Source organism: Providencia rustigianii DSM 4541, from assembly GCF_000156395.1.
In the GTDB taxonomy this organism is placed as follows: domain Bacteria; phylum Pseudomonadota; class Gammaproteobacteria; order Enterobacterales; family Enterobacteriaceae; genus Providencia; species Providencia rustigianii.
The window spans coordinates 813,969-838,869 of record NZ_GG703818.1 but is presented as its reverse complement, the minus strand read 5'-3'; the positions used below and the strand labels follow the sequence as shown (position 1 = coordinate 838,869).

Annotated in this window: 21 protein-coding genes, 1 tRNA gene and 2 pseudogenes; 16 read left to right on the top strand and 8 right to left on the bottom strand. The window is 37.8% G+C overall.

What is annotated here, in order from left to right; all coding sequences use genetic code 11:
- Positions 1-114: 114 nt before the first annotated feature.
- Complete coding sequence (ampH, locus tag PROVRUST_RS08935; protein ID WP_039854982.1) at positions 115-1,341, bottom strand: D-alanyl-D-alanine-carboxypeptidase/endopeptidase AmpH; 1,227 nt, start codon at positions 1,339-1,341, stop codon at positions 115-117.
- A gap of 432 nt (positions 1,342-1,773) precedes the next feature.
- Here ampH and PROVRUST_RS08930 point away from each other — a divergent pair.
- The 3 genes from PROVRUST_RS08930 to PROVRUST_RS08920 all read left to right on the top strand — a co-directional run bounded on the left by PROVRUST_RS08930 (position 1,774) and on the right by PROVRUST_RS08920 (position 4,551).
- Positions 1,774-1,858: transfer RNA gene (locus tag PROVRUST_RS08930), tRNA-Leu, on the top strand.
- A 316-nt stretch (positions 1,859-2,174) separates the two neighbouring features.
- Positions 2,175-3,422 (top strand): tyrosine-type recombinase/integrase, encoded by a 1,248-nt coding sequence (locus tag PROVRUST_RS08925; protein WP_006814456.1) that lies wholly within the window; start codon positions 2,175-2,177, stop codon positions 3,420-3,422.
- 223 nt (positions 3,423-3,645) lie between these two features.
- On the top strand, positions 3,646-4,551 hold the full coding sequence (locus tag PROVRUST_RS08920; protein WP_004246176.1) for a DNA cytosine methyltransferase: 906 nt from the start codon (positions 3,646-3,648) through the stop codon (positions 4,549-4,551).
- Here PROVRUST_RS08920 and PROVRUST_RS08915 read toward each other — a convergent pair.
- On the bottom strand, positions 4,532-5,503 hold the full coding sequence (locus PROVRUST_RS08915) for a NotI family restriction endonuclease (protein WP_004246175.1): 972 nt from the start codon (positions 5,501-5,503) through the stop codon (positions 4,532-4,534). The genes PROVRUST_RS08920 and PROVRUST_RS08915 overlap by 20 nt on opposite strands.
- A 782-nt stretch (positions 5,504-6,285) precedes the next feature.
- On the opposite strand from PROVRUST_RS08915, the gene PROVRUST_RS08910 reads away from it, so the two are divergent.
- On the top strand, positions 6,286-8,139 hold the full coding sequence (locus PROVRUST_RS08910; RefSeq protein ID WP_237612782.1) for an AIPR family protein: 1,854 nt from the start codon (positions 6,286-6,288) through the stop codon (positions 8,137-8,139).
- Between the two features lie 612 nt (positions 8,140-8,751).
- On the opposite strand, the pseudogene PROVRUST_RS08905 reads toward PROVRUST_RS08910, so the two are convergent.
- The 3 genes and pseudogenes from PROVRUST_RS08905 to PROVRUST_RS08895 all read right to left on the bottom strand — a co-directional run.
- Positions 8,752-9,042: pseudogene (locus PROVRUST_RS08905) on the bottom strand (restriction endonuclease); the annotation flags it as partial.
- Positions 9,043-9,227: 185 nt separating this feature from the next.
- Positions 9,228-9,437: a helix-turn-helix transcriptional regulator gene (locus tag PROVRUST_RS08900; protein ID WP_006814453.1), complete on the bottom strand. Its 210-nt coding sequence runs from the start codon at positions 9,435-9,437 to the stop codon at positions 9,228-9,230.
- 105 nt (positions 9,438-9,542) lie between these two features.
- On the bottom strand, positions 9,543-10,130 hold the full coding sequence (locus tag PROVRUST_RS08895; RefSeq protein WP_006814452.1) for an inovirus Gp2 family protein: 588 nt from the start codon (positions 10,128-10,130) through the stop codon (positions 9,543-9,545).
- Positions 10,131-10,565: 435 nt separating this feature from the next.
- Between PROVRUST_RS08895 and PROVRUST_RS08890 the strand changes: the two genes are divergently transcribed.
- From PROVRUST_RS08890 to PROVRUST_RS08855, 8 genes are all read left to right on the top strand, one after another.
- Positions 10,566-11,498, top strand: a complete 933-nt coding sequence (locus tag PROVRUST_RS08890; RefSeq protein ID WP_006814450.1) for a hypothetical protein — start codon at positions 10,566-10,568, stop codon at positions 11,496-11,498.
- A 60-nt stretch (positions 11,499-11,558) separates the two neighbouring features.
- The gene (locus PROVRUST_RS08885) at positions 11,559-12,431 is read left to right on the top strand and encodes a GTPase family protein (RefSeq protein WP_039854833.1); all 873 of its coding nucleotides are present in this window, start codon (positions 11,559-11,561) and stop codon (positions 12,429-12,431) included.
- 91 nt (positions 12,432-12,522) lie between these two features.
- Entirely contained in the window at positions 12,523-12,948 is a 426-nt protein-coding gene (locus PROVRUST_RS08880; protein WP_006814448.1) for an antirestriction protein, read from the top strand.
- Positions 12,949-12,961: 13 nt separating this feature from the next.
- Positions 12,962-13,798 carry a DUF932 domain-containing protein gene (locus tag PROVRUST_RS08875; protein WP_039854832.1) on the top strand — a complete coding sequence of 279 codons (837 nt, stop codon included), beginning with the start codon at positions 12,962-12,964 and terminating at the stop codon, positions 13,796-13,798.
- Positions 13,799-14,009: 211 nt separating this feature from the next.
- Positions 14,010-14,717, top strand: coding sequence for a helix-turn-helix transcriptional regulator (locus PROVRUST_RS08870; protein ID WP_006814446.1), 708 nt, complete (start codon positions 14,010-14,012; stop codon positions 14,715-14,717).
- On the top strand, positions 14,714-14,920 hold the full coding sequence (locus PROVRUST_RS20520; protein WP_006814445.1) for a hypothetical protein: 207 nt from the start codon (positions 14,714-14,716) through the stop codon (positions 14,918-14,920). The genes PROVRUST_RS08870 and PROVRUST_RS20520 overlap by 4 nt, the downstream gene beginning before the upstream one ends.
- Before the next feature lie 104 nt (positions 14,921-15,024).
- On the top strand, positions 15,025-15,591 hold the full coding sequence (locus PROVRUST_RS08860) for a hypothetical protein (RefSeq protein ID WP_006814444.1): 567 nt from the start codon (positions 15,025-15,027) through the stop codon (positions 15,589-15,591).
- Between the two features lie 110 nt (positions 15,592-15,701).
- Entirely contained in the window at positions 15,702-16,151 is a 450-nt protein-coding gene (locus PROVRUST_RS08855; protein ID WP_039854830.1) for an IrmA family protein, read from the top strand.
- A 340-nt stretch (positions 16,152-16,491) separates the two neighbouring features.
- Here the strand turns inward: PROVRUST_RS08855 and PROVRUST_RS08850 are convergent, their stop codons facing one another.
- Positions 16,492-16,836 (bottom strand): cell envelope integrity TolA family protein, encoded by a 345-nt coding sequence (locus tag PROVRUST_RS08850; protein WP_112837397.1) that lies wholly within the window; start codon positions 16,834-16,836, stop codon positions 16,492-16,494.
- A 669-nt stretch (positions 16,837-17,505) separates the two neighbouring features.
- Positions 17,506-18,780 (bottom strand): DUF4225 domain-containing protein, encoded by a 1,275-nt coding sequence (locus tag PROVRUST_RS18995; RefSeq protein ID WP_006814440.1) that lies wholly within the window; start codon positions 18,778-18,780, stop codon positions 17,506-17,508.
- An 866-nt stretch (positions 18,781-19,646) separates the two neighbouring features.
- Between PROVRUST_RS18995 and PROVRUST_RS08835 the strand changes: the two are divergent.
- Positions 19,647-20,570 (top strand): annotated as a pseudogene (locus PROVRUST_RS08835) (YeeE/YedE family protein); the annotation flags it as partial.
- 8 nt (positions 20,571-20,578) lie between these two features.
- A complete protein-coding gene (locus PROVRUST_RS08830; RefSeq protein ID WP_039854828.1) occupies positions 20,579-21,955 on the top strand; it encodes a rhodanese-like domain-containing protein in 1,377 nt (458 codons plus the stop codon).
- 442 nt (positions 21,956-22,397) lie between these two features.
- On the opposite strand, the gene PROVRUST_RS08825 is transcribed toward PROVRUST_RS08830, so the two are convergent.
- Entirely contained in the window at positions 22,398-22,919 is a 522-nt protein-coding gene (locus PROVRUST_RS08825; RefSeq protein WP_006814434.1) for a DUF6998 domain-containing protein, read from the bottom strand.
- 83 nt (positions 22,920-23,002) lie between these two features.
- Here PROVRUST_RS08825 and PROVRUST_RS08820 point away from each other — a divergent pair, with 83 nt between their 5' ends.
- Positions 23,003-24,034: an HNH endonuclease gene (locus tag PROVRUST_RS08820; RefSeq protein ID WP_006814433.1), complete on the top strand. Its 1,032-nt coding sequence runs from the start codon at positions 23,003-23,005 to the stop codon at positions 24,032-24,034.
- 249 nt (positions 24,035-24,283) lie between these two features.
- Complete coding sequence (locus PROVRUST_RS08815; RefSeq protein ID WP_039854826.1) at positions 24,284-24,901, top strand: 4Fe-4S dicluster domain-containing protein; 618 nt, start codon at positions 24,284-24,286, stop codon at positions 24,899-24,901.

Here is a 24,901-nt window from a genome sequence, read left to right as displayed (position 1 = left end):
TATACGTTCAGCTTAAGCTGAAACGGTCACAAACAGCGTTACTAAGTGTATGAATCCTGTTTTTATTGTCGGAGTATAGTTCGCCAGTGCGTTAATCGCGTCGGCGGTACCCTTTCAATTTTTTCCATACGCATGATTAGAGGATAACGAAGCGACCATATCATTAACACCGGCAGTTAACTTACTAAATTTACTGCTTTCTTTACGAGTCATCACCACAAACACCGCGATATTTTGTTGTGGGATCATCGCCATATAGGTATTAAATCCGCCGCCGCCACCGGTTTTTTGGTAGATCCCCGGAATGCCATTTTTCGGTTTCATATACACCCAGCCAAGTCCGATTCCATCGGCATAGCCAGCCACATCCATCCCTTTGACGTCTAACAATTTTTCACGTGGGAAAAAGATCCCTTGCTCACGGGCAGCGGTAGCTTTGCGCAGATTATTATCCGTAGATAAAAATTGTTGCATCCATTTTTGCATATCCGCTGGTGTGGAATAGACGCCGCCACTTCCTGCGGCTGCAAGAGTATTATGGCATGGGCTTGGTTTAGTGCCTTCCATCAAGCGAGCACATTGGGCTTTACTCGGTGTGTAGGTGGTCTCGGTCATTTTAGCCGGAGACGTGACATACTTGCTGAACAACTGGGGATATGACTGCCCCGTGGCTTTCACCATCGCATCAGCCAGTAGGTCGTAAGCTAAGTTAGAGTAAGCGGCTTCAGTACCTGGAGTCGCATCCAGCTTGCCGGTTTTCAGCCATGCCCAGCGGTTGTCTTGGGTTGGCCAAATAAAGACGGGGCGCCCCCATTTTCCTCCCGGTTGTTCGCGAGGTAACCCACTGGTATGACTCGCTAAATGATATAGGCGGATAGCTTGACCACTATTATTATCGGGGACTTTAACGCCATTATAGCTATATTGCTGAAGTGTATCGGTGATGGCTAATTTCTTATCTTGTTCCAACTTAATCAAGATTTCGCTCGTCATTAATTTGCTCACCGATGCGATACGAATTAACGAGTTCGGCCCCGGTTTTTGGCCATTACCCGGCGCGGTTTCCCCATAGTAACGGGATAAGGTTTGGTTATTATCGATAACAATAATGGCCATTCCCCGTGCATCACTTTCTTTATAAATTCGATTGGCATACATATCGACAATTTTTGCGACGCGTTCATAAGTCCTTTTATCACCTTCAAAGATTTGCCACTCGGAGTTGCTAGCTAGCATTCCACTTTGTGAGTTTTGAGGTTGTCTATCTGTCGTTGACGAACATGCCATTAAAGCCGCGGAAAGTGCGGTTACCGACAAAATTTTTAAAAACGATTTCTTCATATTAGAAGCCAGCCGATATGGTTGTTTATAAAGGGCTTTCCAGCCAAAAATTATTTTTTCTTTGAGAATATTTTCATAATGACACCAATTAAGATGCCAATAACCACACCTGTGGCGATCCATCCGACAAAACCCATATTTAGTGCCTTTTTAATTTCAGATAAGAAAGCGGATAAACTAACAAAAATAACCGCGAGCCGCCAGTCACCCAAGGGGGAAGGCGATTAAAATAGTTATAGGAAAATTAGCATAGATATGCAAAGGCTGCTGAACATAACAGGGGATTTTGTATTTTATTGAGAAAATAGTGGCAGCGATGATTGTGGATATGCTTTTTTTTTAATCGAACGCTCTGATTCTTCAAGATAACTGTTGCTAGTCGTCATCAGGCAAGTATAATGACAGCGTTTTCCAAAAAACACATCACTTCGTGCCGGAGTGGCGGAATTGGTAGACGCAGTTGATTCAAAATCAACCGCCTTCGGGTGTGCCGGTTCGAGTCCGGCCTTCGGCACCATAAGAACATCAAAAGACGTCAACCGACGTCTTTTTTTGTATCTAAAATCCAGTGTTTGCAAGGCTTTCCCCGCGTTTTCAGTCAATGCATGTCAACTTAACTCAACCCACATCAACCTCCGAGTGAGTATACATCTGAGTATATCTTCGCTTCGATAATGTTTGTATACTCATTGTATCTCGAATTACCGATGCTAAAGCAATGCAGGCGCAGCCTGTGGCGTAGACACTTAGTTGGCTATGTAACTTGAAATCATCAACAGTAATCTGAGATATCTCGTTTATATACTCACTCTGGGGTGAAGAGGACAAAGAATATGGCATTAACCGATACGAAAGTTCGTGCAGCTAAACCAGACGAGAAAGCTTATACACTGACAGATAGTGATGGCTTGTTTCTTTATATTCACCCCAATGGCTCTAAATATTGGCGTTTCCGTTTTCGCTTTGGCGGTAAACAACATTTGATGGCTTTCGGTGTATACCCTGAAATCTCCTTAGCGGATGCAAGAGAAAGAAGGGACGCTGCCAGAAAGCAAGTTGCTTTAGGTATCGATCCTCGTGAGCTCAAGAAAGAATTAAAGGAAGAACAGCAAAAGGAATTTAATACCTTTGAGAAGGTAGCTCGCGATTGGCACGCAACCAATAAAAAGTGGTCAGAAGTCCATAGTCATCGAGTCCTCAAAAGCCTTGAAGACAATATCTTTGCTGCTATTGGTAAACGTAATATTGCCGAACTAAAAACTCGTGATCTACTCGAACCTATTAAAGCGGTAGAGATGTCTGGACGTCTTGAGGTCGCTGCACGTTTACAGCAACGTGTGACAGCTATTATGCGTTATGCCGTACAAAGCGGTTTAATTGACTATAACCCAGCACAGGATATGGCTGGTGCAGTTGCGACAGGTAAACGAGTCCACAGAGCCGCTTTAGAGCTTAAACGTCTACCCGAGTTCTTACAACGTATCGATGATTATAAGGGAAGACCTTTAACTAAACTTGCCGTTAAACTTACTCTATTAGTTTTTATTCGTTCTAGTGAGCTACGTTTCGCCCGTTGGGATGAAATTGATTTTGATAATGCAATGTGGACGATCCCTGCTGAACGCGAAGCGATAGAAGGCGTTAAACACTCCCATCGCGGATCAAAGATGCGAACTCCTCACTTAGTTCCTTTAAGCCGACAAGCTATTGAGATCTTAAAACAGATCTATCAATTCAGCGGTAATCATGAGCTGATCTTTATCGGTGACCATAACCCTAGAAAACCCATGAGTGAAAACACGGTAAACAACGCATTACGTGTGATGGGCTACGACACTAAGACGGAAGTGTGTGGGCATGGTTTTAGAACGATGGCGTGTAGCTCGTTGATTGAGTCAGGGCTATGGTCGAAAGATGCAGTAGAAAGGCAGATGAGCCACCAAGAACGTAACTCAGTGCGCGCGGCTTATATCCATAAGGCAGAGCATATTGAGGAACGGCGGCTGATGGTGCAATGGTGGGCTGATTATCTGGATGCGAATAGGGAAGGACATGTGGGGGCGTTTGGGTTTGGTCGATGACTTTATATTGTTACTAAGTTTCTGACTAAAGTGAAACTAAAACGTTAGCTAGTCTACCTAGTTGAAGCACTTGCAATCAATATTTGCACTGTGTTTAAATACAGTACTTTGATGACTGCCATGTATCAATTGTAAATTTGTTGACCACTAAAAAAGAAAAGTGTGGCCATACGCTTCATTTTACGCTAGGATCTTTTAAATAATTTAAAATGAACAAACTAATATGAATATGAAACCACTAAAGGAATATAAAGTTTCCTCTTTTTTTGCGGGAATAGGTGGATTCGATTTAGGACTTGAAAGATCTGGAATGAATGTTGTTTTTCAATGTGAAATCAATAAATTCTGTCAATCAGTACTGAATAAAAATTGGCCTGATATTCCATTGTATACCGATATTACTAATTTAAAAGCGAATGACATTCCTGATAGTAATGTATGGTGTGGCGGATTTCCTTGTCAGGATGTCTCTTCTGCAAATCAAGGAAAAAGAAAAGGATTGGAGGGAGCCAGAAGTGGCTTATTTTATACTTATGCAAAACTCATCGAAGAAAGAAAACCTGAGTGGCTTATTATTGAAAATGTTCCCGGACTCCTTAATAGCCACAATGGACAAGACTTCAGAATTGTCATCGATACATTGGTCGAACTCGGGTATGGCATTTCGTGGAGAGTATTGGACGCAAAATACTTTGGAACACCACAGCGAAGAAGACGAGTGTATATTATCGGAAGTCTTGGAGACATGCGCTCCTCTAGAGTCCTTTTTGAGCAAGGAACAACTAGAATCGTTGATAAACAGGGCCAAGGAGAGAGGACAAATCCTGCCCGAGCCATTGTTACAAGCGTATCAAAAGCAGATTGCTATTCTATCCAGCATGCAAGTATCGGAAGGAAAGCAACAGCCGGGCCACAAGCTAAAGGATTTAGAAATGATGGAGAAACGTACACCCTTGACTCAAGAGGAAGCTCTGACGCTGTATGTACGCCGCATGCTCCCTTCAGAATACGAGACTCTTCAAGGTTTTCCAAGGAATTGGACTCTAATAGATTCAGAGCAATAGGGAACGCGGTAGCGGTCCCTATCGTAGAATGGATTGGAAAAAGGATTATTCTTGTAGATCAGTAAGTTCTAAATTGGGGTCAACTGTGATTGTGTTATTATCCAAACACAAAAACTCTCCCTCAAATAGCTCAGGGCGAGGGGCTCCTTGATCTGTTAAAAAACGAACAAATGTTGAGTAATTAGTAAATAAAGTTTTAGTTTTATCAATGGTTAATGGGATAGGACCAGGTTTAGGGGCTTGGTCTGTATCCTCTTTAAAAGCTAATATACATAGTGTCCAGTTATGAGCTTTAAGGTCTCTTAAGTTAGCATTTTTGAATCGTTTATGTAGATAGTCGTATAATAGAGTACCTACAGCAAAAACGATTTTTCCTCCAGTTTGATCAACAACATTTCCTTTTACAAGAAACTGTTCTTGTTGACGTCTCCATGCATTAGTTTCTATAGGGTTTGCAGCAACACGCTGCCTTAGAAATTCATTTGTTGGAGTTTCTAAAGCGGACCAAGCTGTAATATGTCGAGTTATGGCCCCGGTACTACTCGTTTCCCCCCCACCTTGCATTTCTAAGAGTACTTCATCTACCTTCCCTCTCCCTGAGAAATTTCTCATTACATAGTCTGCGTGATAGCTATTTCCTGAATCAGGTAGAGGAATATTAACTTCTCTTTTTACACCAATTTCAGAATCACGCAGTTTTGGATCTTGGTATATTAGTTTTGCAACTTTGCGTAAAATATCTATTTGATGTTCAACTAAAATGTTGTCTACTTTTTGTATTCGTCCTTCTATACTTATATCTTTTTTTTGACGAGTAGAGCAAAGCCTATGTTCGCAGACTATCCAAATTGTATTATCAGGTTTACGAACACTACATACAGGATGGTTTTTCTTACTAACTTTATCGCACGTACGATCCATAAAAGGGCACTGTGCTTCAGTATCTTTAGCTATGGGTATGATAGATTCCTTAACATCGGTTCTTTGTCCCAAATATTCAGCAATACTAACAGCCATCATGGCTCCTTTTATGAATGTTTATGTCTCTAGGTAATCGTGAGATAAAACCTATTCGCGAAATTTATGGTAATTGTTATCGGATTAGATAAAAAATTCAAGCATATCAAGGTAAATTTGAGATACCAATGTTTAGTATGATGTAGTGAAGTATTTGTATGAATCAGGATACTACTAATCGAAAAATACTATTATGATTCTTAGTATATATTTTTTAACTAGTCAATTGTTAAAAAGGTAATCTTCGTTATTGCAGTATTTCTATGTCATTAAGTATAAATTATCAAATGACTAACTGTTGGTTGAATGGAGTTTAGTTTAAAAAAGTGCACGATAGATAGGTGGGCAGATGAATGATGTAGTGCGATGTAGACTATATGGATGAATTTAGGGAGGTGATTATTTTTAGATACGAAGAATAGGCGATATTAATTTCTCAAGTGGCCTATTGTGATTTTTCATTTGTCGTCTTACCTGTTATTTTTTCAGTAGGCATAAAAATTGTAGATTATATCATTGATAAGGTGATTATAAATCCGTGTTTAAAATAATTAATTTAATTCAAAATCCGAGTGACAATATTTGATTAAACACCCTATCATGACCATTCTAGTTTATTATTCTGATGATATAAATTTTTCGAGATATTGTATCTTATTTGATGGTTATTTTTCTAAATAAGATGGTTAATATTATTCTAGATAGCATCTGTAAAAATAAGTGTGGATATACTTATTTAGCTATATAATACAGAGTTAAATTATTTAATGAAAGGTTACTTTATGTCTAATATAACAAAAATAAATCATCCTATTATTAGTTCCTATGTATATGAATTTATAAGAGAAAATGAGATCGAGGAACCGTACTCTTTTGATCAACACTTAGTTTTTGAAATGTTTTTAAATTCTTTAGTTCTTGAAATATATACAAATGATACAACAGCATCTTATCAAGATATGGAAACGGGAACTGCTATTGGTATTGATGGTGTTGCTATTTTTGTAGCAGATAAACTTGTTACTAGTATAGAAGACGTTGATTTGATAATTTCCGATCTAAAGCGTTTTGATGTTAATTTTTATTTTACTCAGGCTAAAACTACAGAGTCATTTATACGACAAGATATGAATGATTTTTTTAATGCAGTAATTAAGTTTTTTAGTTTTGATAGGGATAGCTGTTTAATTCCCGAGTTATCAGAATTTTGGGAGATAGCAAAGCATATATATAAGCAAGGAAATAAATTTAAAAGCACTCCAAAATTAAACTTAATATATGCTTCTTTAGCACCATCAGAGCCTAAATTTGAAGAGGATATTCATTTAAAAGCAGATTTGGATTTATCCAAGTCCAACATTAAAAATCTAAACTTATTTAATGAAGAAATATCTATTGATTTTTTTGGTATAAAACAGATTATGGAGCTTGAAAAAAAATCAAGTTCACAAAGAGAAATAGTGATTAATATTTCAAAAACACCAGTATCTTATCCTAAACATCCTGAAAATAAAATACAGAATGCATACTTTGGACTAATTAAAATAGAACAATTAATAGAAATGATATCTGACGATATAGGAGGAAATAAAAGAGTAATTAAAAAAGGTATATTTGATGATAATATAAGGTATTATCTAGGTGCTAATGATAAAAATAATGTAAACTTAGGAATGAAAGAGCAACTTGAAGGTTGCAACTATCATCTTTTTGGTTTATTGAATAATGGAATTACAGTTATTTGCGATGAGGCTAAATTAAACTCAGAAGAATTAACTCTTGTTAATTATCAAATTGTTAATGGATGCCAGACAAGTAATGTTATATTTGAGCTGATTGATAACTTAGGCGATAGAAAAAATATCTTTATACCTGTCCGGTTTATAGCTACAGAAGATGAGGAGACTAAAAACTCTATAATCAAAGGAACAAACAGCCAAACTTCATTAACACAAGCTCAGTTAATGGCTTTATCAAATTTTCAAAAAGCTATAGAGAGATATTATTCTATTAAACAGGAGTCAAATCGTTTTTCTATATATTACGAAAGAAGAACAGAGCAATATAGGGGAGATGATATTCCTAAAACAAAGATAATAAATATACCAATTCAAATAAAATGTGTTTCAGCATTATTTTTTAACTTACCACATGAAGTATCAGGTCAATATGGGAAAGTTGAAAAAAGTACAAGTGGTCTGTTATTTGAAAATGAAAAGCACTTATCATTTCTAAATGTATACTATGTAAGTGGATTATGTTGGTATAAAGTTGAACGTTTTGTTCAGAATCATGAAGAAGGGAGAAAATTTAGACGAGCTAGATGGCATATTATGATGCTTTTTAAACTTAGAAATTGTGATGTCAAGGATCTTGATAAACTCGGATTCAATAAAATTCCAATTGATAAAAAAATGAATAAGGCCAGTGAGCAAATAGAGAAAATTTTGTTAAAAAATGATGATTTTCTTCATGTTGAATTTATAAGAATTTTAAATTTTATAAAAGAAACATTAGTTAGTCATTACGCTAAAGAACCAGAAGAGTTATTTAATGACCGAAAATTATTTGAAAGAAAAGAAACGACAACTACATTAATTAATGCGAATAAAGAACTTAGAAAAATAAAAAAATAATATTTTTGAAATCACCATAAATAAATGGTGATTTCAAAATTGATTTTTATCTTTAATCTAGAGTAATAAAGGTGTTTATAATTATATTTATCTAGAATATTACCTATCAATCATGTTATCGAACGAAGTCTTGGTGTTTTACCCTGTATTATCTTATCAAGAGATAGGAGCTGTCGGTTGTATAATTTTTTTTCAGTCTACCTTTGTGGGTTGCTTTTGGGACCTTAAAAGATGTATTACTCTGAGTAATAATCTTCTCCAAATATGATATCGTCTAGATATCAACTATTTCGAAATAGTGTCATTAGTTCTTTTAGTATGTTTTATATACATAGATATTAGAATATGAATTCTAACATTATATATTTATTGTTATCTGTATCTGTATCTGTATCTGTATCTGTATCTGTATCTGTATCTGTATCTATATTTAGATTTTAACTTATCTCCGACTTTACAAAATTCTTTAGCCCAATTCATTTCGAAATATCTGTTCGTTGTTGTTTATGAAATTTTCAAATACCTAATAAATGGCGGTAAGATATCCACATCATAAAAATCTATAGTCAAGTAGAATTAATAACGTGGAGTTATGATGATAAAGATAGATGATTAGTCAAAATAATCTATATCCAGCTTCGGTAACTTAATGGCTTGTGAGTTTACGCCTATCTCGTTATCCATCATTAAATTGACTAAGCGGTTACCATCAATAAGTATCAGCCCTTCAACAGACTTAGCAAAATCAATTGCGTGAGCCCTAAAAATACCTCGCTTGGCTTTCTGTCCCGCAAGAGCGCCATAGAACGCTTGTAAATCAGGGCGACCGACTGCGCCTTGCCAGCGTTTCGCTTGTGCATAAATTCGCTCTAATCCGAGCTTATCTAACGAAATGTCCACTCCCCATTAATTGAGACATACCAAATTAGAGTTTTCTATCCTCGTTTGTGTGAACATTCGTCAGCGTATTTTAGTAACGTTTTTCTAAAGAGTGTTTAATGGTGTTAGGTGCAATGTAACGTAGTAAGATGACAAATTAGGTAGGCTGCGCTAAGTGAGCTTAGTGGCTTAACATATTGGGGCGAGGCCTATCCTCTAGACTGTTCAATACGTGCGCTTAGCCATGACTCCACTTCGCTCTTCAGCCAACGTGAGCTACGGCCTAGTTTGATAGGCTTAGGAAACTCACCATCTTGGATCAGCTTATAAAACCACTTATCCGTTAACCCCGTTAAACGGGTAATAAATTTCATATCAACAAATTGGTCATCCAATAAGGGGATTGCTTGTGTGTTCATTATTGAACTCCTGTCTTTAAAATTAAAAGGCAGAAGGGATATCGATGAATGTTTAGGGATATCTCTCTTCCAAAAGATATCCCCCTCATGTTTTTTATTGGTAGATTAGCGGCTACATCCAAATGAACGATCGCCATCACCATAATATTTCGTATGCTCTTTGGCTAAGTAACGACAGCGCTGGTTTAATTCGAACATCGTACTTGCATTGTTGGCATTATTGTTATCTAGCCAAGTAATTGCATTATCTGGGATATGAACTAAATAACGCTCCGCAGGGTAGTTAACACCAATAGCACTACACCATGCTTGCTGTATTAATACATAGAGTGTTCCTTCAGTTTTAACAAAATCTCCCAACCCCCAATAAACATCTTTATTTAACAGCAAAAGAACATGGTAATGTTTTTTGTTGTTTATCTCACCAAACTCCCTGACCCACACATAAAACAAGGGGCATGAATGGTTGCGTTTCCATGCTTTATTTTTACGTTTTAGATCTGCATCTATTTTGGCTTTTAAGGATTCAAAGAATCGTGTGATAACTCTAGAATCGCTAATATGAAATATATTTTCTGATGGGAAGCGTAAGTCAACTCGGATAGCTGTAATACGATTACAGGTTAATAGTGATTTACGGATAGTGCGGTCTATCTTGCGAGTATAGTCTTCATTGTAGGTATAGCTAGACATGATTTAGTCCTTTAGTGATTTTATTTCATATCTAGAATGGGTGTTGTTAAAAATAGGCATTCATCATTTACCCAAGATGATGAATATATGGATAGGTGAATCAGTGACAGGGTAATATTCCATCTTTTAGGTATAGTTATGATGAAAATTGTCGTTATTAAAATAATACTATACCAACACGGCAAAGCTTTTCTCTATCTCATCAACAATGCCCGTGACAGCGCGTTTTTGAACAACGATGAGCGGCTTCTTTTTGAGGGGAATCAACTCTGATATTAACTTATCTAAAGATTAGTCTTCATTCTAATAATAATTTGTACAGTTATCGTGAGTTTTAACACATAAAGTCGGGTTTTCATGTAGTAAAGTAACACTTAAAATACTACGTAAAATACAACGTAGATATATGCAAAAAATACTACGTGGAGAGAGTGAATGATAAGTATAGATGTAAATGATAATTATTTGGAGTGTAGGCAATATTATGCAGTCCTATTCTGTATGCTTTCAGAAAAAACACTGTCACTTAATGAGCTTTATAAAATGACATCCGAAGCAAAGAATAAGAATGTGAATGTATTATTTAGTGAGTTAAATCAGCATGTCGGGCATGTATTTAAAAATGTTGATTATTATTTAAGAAAGATAGAGCAAAAGATTATTCCAATAGAACAATTGTCTTTTTTAACGAATGATAGAATATCCTTTGTTATCTTGAACTTTCTCATGAAGTCGTATAATAAACACCTTATAGAAAATGATTACAAATCAATTATGACTGGGGTGTATAATTACTCACCATTGAATTTGATTCCTGTAATGGGTAGGGATATCCCTTTTCATTATATTGTTTGTTTTTTGGACTTTGTGGTTTTATTTGTAAATCCTAAAGATTTTAATAAGGTGGTTTTTTTTATGAGAGATGAGGCTTTATCTGTTTTTAAAGAATACCCAGAGCCTTTTTCATTTTTACCAAGAAGGACTGAAGCATTAAAATGGATCGCTGAGAGAATGATCCGTGAAAATATTTCTTCTGATGATGATGTTAATTTACTTATTGAAAATCAGAAATGGAAAACAATTTATTCATGTTTTGATTATTGGGCTATTATTTCAAGTGTAGAAAAAGTCAAACTTTTTTTATCTCAAACAAGGAAGGCGTGGAGCCAAAAGAAGTATCGTGATGGAGTTAAAGATAAAACTGTACTGAATACGTATATTTCAAAATCATCAATGTTGAAACTAAAAAAAATAGCTAAAAAGCATAATAAAAATATTAACGAAATTATTGAGGCTATGATTAACCAAATTGATTTGCCTTTAGAGCCATTAGAAGAGTTTGTTCTTCTTACCAAAAAAGAGAGTTAAATAAATCTCAGATATATATTATTAACTTGAATAGTAACAATGATTTTTCAAGGAAGTAATATGAACCAATATCCTGAATTAGGAAGGGTTATTTCAGCCTTTCCTGCTTCATTTAAAAACCGATTTTTCAACCAACTCAACCACCTAATCAACTACTCCCCCACCATCGGTCTGATGGGTAAAACTGGAGCCGGAAAATCCAGTCTTATCAACGCACTATTCCAATCCTCACTATCACCTGTGAATGATGTTTCAGGCTGCACACGCCAAGCCCAACGCTTCAGTATGACGATGAACAACCATACACTCACCTTTGTTGATTTACCCGGCGTAGGGGAAAGCCTTGAGCGAGATAGAGAATACCACCAGCTCTATCATAACTTATTACCAGAACTGGATTTAATCATTTGGGTACTCAAGGCGGATGATAGAGCATGGTCTTCTGATGAACAGTGTTATCGCTTTCTCACTGAGCAATGTGGTTATCAACCAAGCCGCTTTCTATTTGTGCTGAACCAAGCCGACAAAATAGAGCCGTGTCGCCAGTGGGATGAACACAACAACCAGCCATCCCTTGAACAAGTGGCTAACTTAGAATTGAAGCAGCAAGCCGTGATAACAGCATTCAAGCCGCATCATCCGGTGATGACGGTTTCTGCTGTCGAAAACTATCAACTCACTGAGTTAGCTGAGCAATTAATACAGGCGTTACCGGCGCAAGCCAGTAGCGGGGTAGCTAGGCAACTGAACAGCGCTTACCGAACGCAATCTTTGGAAAATTCTGCACGTAACGATTTTGGGCAATGTGTCAGTGATATCATCGATACCATAGTCGATATCATTCCATTACCCCCATTGATAAAACATACGATCAGCACCGTCAAAAACAGCATCGTCTCCGTCGCTAAATCCCTGTGGAGCCTGTTCTTTTAACTTCTTAAATTAACACAACATTGATGACATCAAGCGCCGCTCCTTAACGGGGTTGGCGCTTTTTTATTTCTTTTTATTGGAGTATCAACTTATGAGTAACACAATTGAATCTGCTATCACAATGACACTCGTTCCCGATGAACAACGCCTTGATTTTTGGTTCAATCATTTTGGTGCAGTAAAAGGCTGGGCCACCTTTGAAGTAGTGATCTTCACCACGATGGGCCAATTCTGCGATGAGTATCATGGCGGTTACTGGGAATATTGCACGCTATCCAATGGTGGAGCCTTTATCTATCCGGATATTTCAGAAGACCCACTAACTTTATTCAACATGCATAACGGCAATGAAGCCACCGTGAGCCAAGAAGCGGCAGGGATTGCCGTATGCCTTATCTTGTACAGCATCTGGTCATTCCAAACTGAAAGCGAAGTCATGTGCGACCGCTTTTATCAGCTGCGTGACTACGCTTCACAACATCCCGAATCAGCTGCCATTTTCCACTTAATTGATTAATCTGGAGTCTACCATGAGTTTATTAGCTTCGCGTTTTGGTTCAGCAAATAGTATCCGTCGTGAACGTCCACTGACCATCGAAGAATTATTCCGTACTGTGCCGAGTGTATTTTCTGAAGGAAAACACGATTCTCGCAGTGAACGTTATACTTACATTCCCACCATTACCTTGTTAGACAGCCTGCAAAAAGAAGGCTTCTATCCGTTCTTTGCCTGCCAGACTCGGGTGCGTGATATCAGCCGCCGAGAGCATACAAAGCACATGTTACGACTTCGGAGACATGACCAAATCACGGGCGTACAAGTCCCTGAAATTATTTTGCTCAATAGCCATGACGGTTCGAGCAGCTACCAAATGTTGCCGGGACTCTTTAGAGCTGTGTGTTCTAACGGTTTGGTGTGTGGTGATGTATTAGGTGAAGTGCGTGTACCTCATAAAGGGGATGTCGTGGGGAAAGTGATTGAAGGGGCGTATGAGGTACTCGATACGTTTGAGCACGTGGCTGAAAAACGCGAAAGTATGCAGTCGTTATTGTTATCTTCACCCGTCCAGCACGCCTTTGCGGAAGCGGCATTGACCTACCGCTTTGGTGAAGAGTTCCAGCCCGTCACACGAGAGCAAGTTCTACAGCCTCGACGCTTTGAAGACAAAAAAGAAGACCTCTGGACGGTGTACCAACGTCTACAAGAAAACCTGATTAAAGGGGGATTATCAGGCAGAACTGTAAAAGGTAAACGCGCTCGTACTCGTTCGGTGAATGGGATTGATGGTGATATCAAACTCAATAAAGCCCTGTGGGTGATGGCGGATACCTTATTTAACCAACTCGCCCCCCGCCAGCCCAACTAATTTTCCCGCCCTGACAGGTTGTGTCGTTACGCGTTGCTTTCTTATCGTTTAAATAAACAGCATAACTTTATTTATCAATAAATTACTTATAGTGGTTTTTCATTAAAAAGCCCAATGAGAATTTTTACCAACAGACATAACCTGTCAATCCCCTAAGTTAAACTTCCTCACTTCTTCATTTCCTAACGTCTGTTATTGAGAGCAATCCGTTATGTTTCAGACCAACCGAAAATATGACCGCATGGCTGTACGACTCTCTGCGCTGATTGCCCGCTTAATGGCAGGAGAAAGCCTTGTGCTCTCGCATTTAGCCCAAGAGTTCAATGTTTCTGAACGCACGTTACAACGGGATTTACGTGAACGCTTGGCTTATCTGGGTGTAGAAGGTCGGCAAGGTTGTTATCGCTTACCCATCAATACGCTAAAAGCTTACCGAGACAAAGATGTTCTTACCTTTGTGAAACAGATTGGAATGACTCGGCTGTTTCCGGGGTTAGATAGTCGCTTGTTAGGATTGCTGTTAACCCAGCAGCCCCATGCACCTTGTTTGATTTGGCATCATGCCCATACGATTTCGGCTTTGCATGCCGACCATTTCTATCAATTGGTGTATGCCATTACCAGTAAGCAATCTATTAGCTTACTTACGCCTGAGCGTCGCTTCAATCCACTACAACCTTATCAACTGATTTACCGTGAAGGCCAGTGGTATTTATTGGCGGAATACCACCAGCAAGTGCATGTCTTGTTGTTAGAGGATATCCAGCAAGTTCAACCGCTCAATACCCCCTTCACACCTAAACACGCAGTAACGCAACTGTCACAACAAAACAGTTTTATTGCAGCCTTACCGCATTTTCGATTGATATCACAAGTACTTACCTCTCTTCCATCACACAAAGAAAGGAGCCGACTATGACGTTATTACCCCCATTAGCATCGCAACCAACACATTGCCCTCACTGTTCTTCTGAACAAGACATCATTGCATGGGGAGAGGGTTGGATGTGCCGCGATTGTAATTTTGAATGGGTAACACCGATTCAAAATCAAAAGAATACCTCCAGTGAGATTAAGGAGAGACTGCAATTTCACGGTAAAGAAACATTCAGTCATTCATGAACTGACCACTTAATACGCCACACCAGAGAAAACTGAGCACCCATTAAGGCGTGCTTATCTTGCGTCAATATTGACGTATCTAATAATATTGAAAGGAATTTTCAATGAAAAAATATTTAGCCCTTATTACCTCTGCATCATTATGTCTTATCGCTTCACAAGCCTTTGCTGCCAGCAAACCACCTAAAGATACGATTTGGGAATACAAAGGTGACGGCGGTAAAACGTTGTGGCAAGTGTGTGGCAGCCAAAACAGCACCTGCAAAATAGTGGGTTCAACCAAACATTATGTTGCTGTGCTGAACCGTAAATCCGCTTCGGGTTGTGCGTTCGGTGATTTTTATATCGTGGCAAGAACTGACGGTTTTTGGCAGCAGCGAGATACCGGCACATGTAGCCCTAACGCTTACATCCAAAAAGGAACCATTAATAATGGTCAATACTCTACCGTCGATATTGGTGTTGGTGGAACTATCGTGGCACAGTACCCTATCGGTTATTGGAGCCAGAAGAAAGAACTTTCGGGTAAAAATCGCCCGCGTTGGAAAGAGAAGGATAGAACGCAAGGCGGTTTACAGTTTAACATGAAAGCTTATGAGGATATTCAAAAATATGGACGTATTCAAAAAGAGACATTAGAAGAAATGAAGCGAGAGAAACAAAATCGATAAATGTGGATATATGTTCATTGTCTTCATTCTTTCATCGTCAAGCTTAGACCACTTCCGAAGGGAGTGGTCTTTTAATTCAACTAAATGAATTTGTTCATGAGGAATATATGATGAAAAAGATAAATATCCTATTCGTTCTGAGTATGTTGGTGTTGGGTTCATTTGCATATGCAAATGAACAACGCTACGCAAGTATTACACATACAAGCTCAAATTTTATTAACAGAGGTTATTGTGGTTACTCGTTTACTCTCGATAACGGCGGTAGCCATATGGTTTTAGACCATGCTGAATTTGGTGCGCTTGAGATAACCTTGAGAATGAAGGATGGGCAAGGAAAGGTATTAGGGGATACGATACTGGAAGTTGAACCTTTTGGCGATTCTAGCGCAACGCGTGCCACGTTTGCAGGATTGGAAATTCCGTGTGAAGATGTTGCTGAATTTGAAGTGGTTAAAGCGGTGGAAGATCAGAATGGACGCAAAGTCGAATTACCGCTATCGATCTTTCTGGCCAATAATCCAGAGTTGGCGAAGATGTCGGTTGCAGGGAAGAAATAATTTATGTAACTTCAGATTTGATCTGAAGTTACTAGATGTTAGTTGCTTATCAAATTTTCAAACCTCAAACCACTGAGTATACATTTAAGTATACAAAAAATTATCTTTAAATTTATATCAAACAAAAACAATGTATTGCATATTAAAAGCGAGTCCGGCCTTCGCACCAAAAATCAGACGCATAGGGCGTCTTTTTTTATGTTTGGAATTCCTGAATTGTCGATTTTTTCATTATTTTTGATTTGCGAAAACCTAAGTAATTATTAATGATGATAGATGAGCGGATATTTTGACAGTAGTTAAGGTCGTGCTACCAATATCCTACTCAACCTCATAATTTTTATAGTCGAAGGAGAATAAAAAACACATTTTTATTCGACGTTAAGTTATCTTCTGGGGTAGGCAGAAATTGAGTGTTTTCAATTAGCTCTATACCTCGGATACAAAGTTTTTTGTCATTGTTACTCTTTTTATCATGGACAATAGCTGAAATTAATTTTCCATCGTCATCGAGAGTGACCTTAATTTTGCATTTTTTTCCTTTGTATAGGTCAATATCATAGAATCGGCTTTGAATAGATTTTTGGACACTCGAAGCATAAATATCCATTGGATGCTTACTAGTTGGGGCTGCGTTTAAGTGCCCAGTAAAAAGAATGCTAAAAAATAAAAAATATTTCTTCATGAAAAACGACCTCGGGTTTGTATCTCTAATTTTTCTCTGGGATTGAAATTTAGTCATAAATAACTGAAAGCAATGTACTTTCAGTTATTTATGCTTCTGTATTGCTTCAAATCGCCAGATAAAGAAAACAAATAAAAACATCATAAATATTGATATAAAATGAAATATAGTATTTTCAGTACTTAATGTTTTTTCTACGGTTAGATTGATGCCGCTGTATATCGCAATGAAGTAAAAGAATAAAATAGCAGATGTTCTTTTTACATTATAAAATCTATCTGAAGATGATTGTTTTTTTAGGTTTCTCCCTATGAATAAGGTACAAAAACCAAAAAATACAGCTACGTAGTATGTTAACATAATCATAATAAATTTTTATCTCTTTGGTGTTTCTAATGTAGAGATAAAATAAAAGTATATTAATAATAAAACTAATGAAGATATTAGGACACTCCAATCTTTAATGTCATCATTTTTTCCAATACTCATGAGGTATAAGCTAAATGTTCCCATGCAGTAAAAGCTAATGATAGATATTACTCTAATATAGTTTAATTTTTTATTATTTCTATAATCACACAATCTTTTTCTTTTCAATGATCTATATAAAATAATGCTGATTATGCTCAGGCTGTAGTATATCAAGTAAATCATGTTCTAATCCTAGTTTTAATCTAATGGAGTGCCATCTAAATCAGCATAATACGATTTACCATCTTTATCTGAGCATACGAGAATTTTTGATGGGGAATCATCGGTGCCATTACCAGCAATTAGCATTGCAGTATAACAGTTATCAACAATCTCTTTAACATTTGATATTTTTTCAGGTTCATTGATAACAAGGCTAATATGGTTATTTTCTTTATCAAGAACAATCATATTTTTAATGTCATCTTTTATATTCAGTAATGAAAAACTATCACTGACAATTTCAACCATAAGTAATCTATTACTCAATTGTTTATAAGCATATTCGAGATCTTTTCTCACATATTCTTTAAAAAATAAATTTTTATTTGGATTACCATACTCATTTAGCTTTGGAATGAGTTTTAGTTTACCTGAAATGGAGATACCTAAATCAATGAGGTCATAGGCTAGATTTCCTACCGATTCATTAAAACCTAATAATTTTGCCGTGGCTTTGTAACCCTCACGCAAAGGGCCTTGAATATTGCTATCTCCTTGATAAATTCCCACTCCTCCTTCATAAATCCCATTAACTCCGTGGGCTATTAATGGTGCTCCAATTAAACAGCCTAGACCAGTAGAGCATAATCCAATACCTACGCCAGTCATAGCAATGCCCCTAAGGATGGATAATCCATTAGAAATAAGATCAAATGCTTGTTCCCTTAAGCTTTTTTCTTCTTGTTTTAACTCAGCAGAACCTTGTTCGTAGCTTTTTTGACCAGACTCAACCTGATCAACAATTTGATAAGCAAAATTTTCAACATCGCTTTTAAATTCACTTTTTACTTCAGGATAATAGAGATGTTTTTCACAAAGCTCATCAGCACAATCAATTAGGTGTTGCGCATCAATTCTAATTTTATTGTCATTGGCAATAATAGGAGGAGCGTAATGATTACTTGGTTGGCTAATTGGTTGCTGAATAGGAGTCTCGGTAGTTACAGGGCTGTATGAGCGAGATATCAGCTCATCTTCTTTACTGTAGCAATCTTGTATTGAATTAATTATTCTCGATTTACATGGACAGGAGCTAAAGCTATCTAATGTTCCAGCATGTTTTCTATCTTCAAGCCACATGCTGCTAATACCGCCGATAATATAATATTTTCCAGAATGCTTACCGCAAGAGACTAGATCACCTTCACGAGCACCAGCAACACCATACCATTGCATTGTGTTGTCACCGGTGAGAATCTGACCGCCACATGTTGTCTTATCGCCAACTCGTAAAAAATATCCTATAGCCATGCCTGTCCCTAAACGTCATTGAACCTAAGTTAAATGTTATTGTTGACTAGCGATAGGTGATTGACAAGTTATTTTTAACAATGACTAAGGATTACAATAGATAAGAGTAGAGAGTTAGTATTTTAATCATGTCCAACAAAAAACAATATATTGTCTATAAAATTCGAGTCCAGCCTTTCCAAAATTAGACGCTAAAAGCGTCTAATTTATGCTTCAATTTTCTATTTTATCAACTATATAAAATACAGTTAACATTATATATCTATCGTACTATTGGTATTATCACATGAAAATATTACTATTATTTCATTATGATTACCCTTGCCAATTAAGTAATAAATAACCTTTGCTGGATTTATACTTATTAATTAAATGCAAATAAGCAATCGCATTGTTGTATTATTTTAAAAATTAGATTATCTGGTTTAAATTAACTTAGTGATTTTAATAAGAAGAATAATTGAATCATTATTTTGAGAAACTCAGTTGAAACTCTACCTCGAAAGAAACGATAGATGAAAATTAAGGTGAATAATATTTTACAAGTAAAGCTGGTAGCACTTAGTTTCTTGATTGAAATATCATCGATCTGTGTTTTTTTCTCTCTAAAATTGATGCAAAACAAATTAATAATCTTCAACCATATTCATTAAGCGCTATCATAGGAAAATCTGTGAAGTATTAAAATGTCGCGCTAAAGCTACTCTCTAACGCTCGTTATTGATTCTTCTGATTTCTTTAGAATAACTATTGAGAAATATCTATGCAGTTTATTACGTTACTACAGGAGCCAGCTCATGATTAGCGGCTTATTTATTGGCATACTTTTTGGTGCGCTGCTGCAATCAGGGTAGTTTTGTTTTGTTTCCGGCTTCAGAAATATTGTTTATCAGAAAAATACGCGTTTTCTCACTGCGTTGTTGATTGCTATTTCAATTCAAGCGATTGGATTTTTTGCTCTGCAATCAATGGGATTGATAACTATCCCAGAAGGGACGTTGCCCGTGACTGCCACAATTATTGGTGGTTTTTTATTTGGTATAGGCATGGTATTAGCGGGCTGCTGCGGTAGCGGAGCTTGGTTTCGTTCTGGTGAAGGGTTAACTGGCACATGGCTCGCATTATTTGCTTTTATTGTCACGATGGCCTCCGCTTGGAAAGGGAGTTTAAAACATTGGACTGACCCATTATTAGCCCACCCAGCACAGATTGATACCATCGATAAAACATTGAATATATCTCCATGGTATCTGGTAGCGATATTAATTATTGTGACCATTGGATTGCTGATTTATCAGCATCGTCATCCTCGCTACTCGCCGCCACCATTAGGAAAATTTAAGCAATTGCCCCTTAACTTAACTGCGGTACTTATTGGGCTTCTCGGGATTATTGCTTGGTATTTGAGTGCAGAAAATGGACGTAACTTTGGTTTTGGTATCTCTGTGCCTTCTGCCAATGTGGTTCAGTATTTAGTTACAGGCCAACAGCGCTACCTTAATTGGGGAACCCTATTTGTTATTGGTATTTTGGTCGGCTCCATGATCAGCGCCAAAATCCGAGGCGAGTTTGCATTAACATTACCCCCTGACGGAAAAACCGTCGTGAAACGCCTAATGGGTGGGGTAGTGATGGGAATAGGGGCAACACTGGCGGGGGGATGTACCGTCACTAACTCATTGGTGGCAACCGCATATTTCTCTTGGCAGGGATGGATCTCAACATTTATGGTGATGGCAGGCGTCTGGCTCACAAGTTATTTCATCAGACCGACACAGTGCAAAATATAGGAAAAAAAATGAAGGCAAAATTCGCCATTTTATTATTATCGGTTTGGTTGTCGGGCTGTGATCAGACCGTAGTAAAAGATATCAGTATTGATGAATTATCGAAGAATTTAAATAATCCGGATTATCTTATTATCGACACCCGACCGGATAGCTTATTTTTTGGTTTTAAAGATAAAGATGCTGCGCGTGGTGGTCATATACAAGGCGCCATGCAATTTACGACGGGCTGGCTGGACTTTATTGATGAAAATAAGTTTACTCACTTCGTGGAAGAAAAAGGAATTACCAAAGAAAAAACATTGGTTTTCTATGACAGCAATCTGGATGACTTAGAACGTGTCACCGCAGAATTTGCGGCTAAGGGCTATAACGTACTCGCATTTAAAGAATTCATTAAATATGCGAATGCAGATTATCCGATGGATAAATATCTCAATTACTGGATGAGTGTTTCGCCAAGCTGGGTCAATGCGGCACTGAATGGCGAAAAACCAGAAAGCTATACTAGCGAACAAAAACCTGTCATTTTTGAAGTCTCTTGGGGGGATGCGGAACAGTCAAAATCCTATTCAACCCACATTAAAGGTGCCTATCATTTTAATACTGATTGGATTGAAAATGCGCCTGTATGGAATCTATCCGAACCGGATGTGATTAAACATAATTTATTGAAAAATGGCATCCATAAGGATACGCCAGTGGTGGTTTATTCTGAAAACCAGATGGCGGCATTACGGGTATTATGGGCACTAAAATGGGCGGGTGTAGAAGATGTCCGTTTTCTTAATGGTGGTTTAAATGTCTGGGTTGATGCGGAATTGCCAACAGAAACGGTGGTGAATATACCTGTTCCGATTGCAGATTTTGGTACATCCATTCCGGCAAACCCTCAGGTCACTATCGCGATGCCAGCGGAAGCGATACAAGCACAACAGGCGGGACTAAAGCTGATCAGTAATCGTACTTGGGATGAATATACTGGGAAAATTACGGGGTATGATTATATTCCACGTAAAGGCGAACCTGCTGGGGCTATCTGGGGATTCGGCGGTAAAAACGCTAACGATATGTCCGATTATTATGATCCTGACGGCACGTTACGTAACCCAGAAGAGATATTTGCGCTCTGGAAAACGCAAGGCATTGAGCCATCAGACCACGTTGCTTTTTATTGTGGTACTGGGTGGAGAGCCAGTGTTTCATGGTTTATGACTCAAATGGCGGGCTGGGAAAATAGTCAGATATATGATGGTGGCTGGAATGCGTGGCAAATGGATCCTGAATTACCGGTGCTAAATAATGTGCAGAGTAAAATCACCAAACCAAGTGCATTGAATGACTTTGGCGAAATCGTGAAAAAGCCGGGGCAATCTTGCAAAAGCTAATCAGGCCTCTGGTTGCACGCTAAAGTGGGGAAACATCATGGTAGCGCAATAACTACCATGATATGACTTCAGATTAACCTAGTGTGACTGGTTATTATCTTCTTTTGATTTATCTTGTTCTAAGATTTAATGATACCAGCATAGTCGATGATTTGTGTGGCATTGCGAATTTGGGTAATTTTCATAAAAACTGCCTTATTAAGTGAGTTATAAGCTCGTGGCTCAATAAGGCGATTATGATGTTTTTGGGCAAAATCACCGTAATCATTAGGACAATTAGCGATGAGATTGGGTCAGGTTATTTGAAGCATGTATACAATGATTAATTTAGCTATGAAAATTGGTTATATCATTCAATTTTAAAAGAAACTGAATTTTTTAATGCAGTTTTATTTTGTCTTAATTAATAGCCAAAAGTGGAAAAGTTTCAGTTTGATAAAGGCTATTGGCTATGTAAGCTCTTGGTGATTAATATTATTTTCTCTTTAATATCAAGAACTCTCTCATCTAAAAGAATATCCCCCTTTAACGTGATGAGATGGGCATTCGTATGCTTGCTAAATTTAGCATAATCCCCAATGACGATATGAGGAATTTTATATGCCTCTATGACGTTATAGTGCGTATCAAATATGACCGCAATGAGGTAATCAAATTCAATTGCATCATAATTTCGCAAAGCACTTAATTGTTTAGAAGGGCTATCTGGCGTGATTCTTCGAGCTTTAATTTGAACTTTTTGGTCATCAACATCTATTGCATCAACTCCAGGATAGGAATTATTCAGTAACTTCATTCCGAATGCTTGAGAAACTAACCATTCAGCATAGTCACCTACTGGGTTATTTTTGGTACGTAAAATGTTTCTTGAGCATAATTCAAGCAAAATGTCTGCATGTATTGAAAGTAATTGAGTATTATCTAGCGTCGGTAGAAGTTTTTTTATTAACTCATTATTGTTCATTTTAATTTTCCATTTTACTGTTATTCATTAATTCTACACAAAGCAAGAATATATAATATTTAGATTATTAATGGGGCAAATATATGATTTTAAGTAAAGATGGCTATCCCAAAGGTCCTCGGATAAGAGCTGTGTGGGACAACTGTTTTGAGCTATATAATCAATTAGGTAGAGCACCAGCTAGGCGAGAGTTGATTGCGGCAATGAATAAGTCTGCCCAAAGTATAATGAGCACAAACAGCCTTTCACGCCACTGGAAGAATTGGATGAGACATCACGATCTGAAAAATGATCATTTCGATAACTATATTCCTCCGGAATATTCAAATGGGCATCGAAACCAAATGATATACGTTGTCAGCTTGTTAGGAGCACCAACGGAAATTGAAATACGAAATTGGCTAGATGATAGTAATCAACCAATGAAACATGCTGAGGTTAGACAACTATTACAGCAGCTAACCGTCAATCATCAATACCGAGCTAGGTATTGTGAGAATAGGAAATTGACTCGCAGTGACAGTGGACACCCAAACGATGCTTTATTTCAAATAGAGAAAACATTTCAACTTTACCAACCTGAAGTACATGGCATCTGGGATTTGGAAGATAAAAAGCCAGTATTGGTGGAACTTAAAAGTAATATAAGTTCACTACTCGAAAAAATGAGAGATGAGCTTGATACGTCAGATGTGAGTATAAATGATCAAGGCGATTGCCGCTCGCGAGCATTACAGCATGTTGTAATTCGTGAAGGTCAGCAAGCGCTTAGAGTAAAATTATTAATGGCATATTCGAGTAAATGTGCTGTAACTGGTAGCAAAATTATCGAGTTACTTGAGGCCGCACACATACGTCCTTATCAAGGCCGTTGGCATTGTCATGCGAGTCATGGCCTATTATTAAAAGCAGATATTCATACGTTATTTGATAAGGGCTTACTTTGGATTAATGATGATTATACAGTGCAATTAGCAGATTCTCTTTTGGACAGTGAATATGCTGAATATCATGGAAAATCTCTTTTACTTCCAAAAAATAAATCCGATATGCCTTCCGTTACAGATCTAGCGTTACATAGAGATTTCTTCGGAAGAACAAGCCCCCGTATTTAAGCCGTAATTGTTACATAAAAGGGAGACTTGAATATTTTTCAAAGACCCTTTTTTTTGAACTTTTAAGCTTTAGTCATTGCTTTAAATTCTATTTTTTCTTTTATCACCCCCCCTTCGTCATTACTGTCGAACTCCCAATCTTAAAACCCCAACCAACTGATAATCAACAATATTATTTCTGGCACAAAAAATGCTTAGGTGTCTGCAACAAACTTAAGATCCGACTGATTTTATTGGAGGGGAAAGCGAATGAATCGCTTTGTAATTGCAGACCCACAACTGTGTATCGGATGTAATACTTGCATGGTGGCGTGCTCAGAAATGCATAAAGCCCAAGGTTTACAGACATATCCGAGACTGACGGTGGTAAAAGTTGGCGAGCTAACCGCACCGATGCTCTGTCGTCAATGTGACGATGCCCCGTGCGCTCGTGTGTGTCCGGTCAATGCCATCACTCACGAAAATGACATGATTGTCTTGAACGAAAGCTTATGTATTGGCTGCAAGCTATGTGGACTGGTATGCCCGTTTGGGGCAATCACACCATCAGGCAGCAAACCAGTGGATATGCCTGATTTCTTTGAACAATATGTTCCGAAAGAGATGCTGTTAGATGTGCCTGATAGCCTCCCAACCATGAACCCTTTCTTGGCGTGGAACGCGGGAATTCGCAACATTGCCGTGAAATGCGACCTTTGTGACTTTAGTGACGAAGGACCAGCTTGCGTCAAAGTCTGCCCGACCGATGCCCTCCATCTGGTAGAAGAGAGCCAACTCGAAAACGAAAGTGCCAAACGCCGCAGCGCATCCGTCGATGCCATGCCGCCAGAGTTCGACATTTTTGTTGCTAAACGGGAGAACTCATAA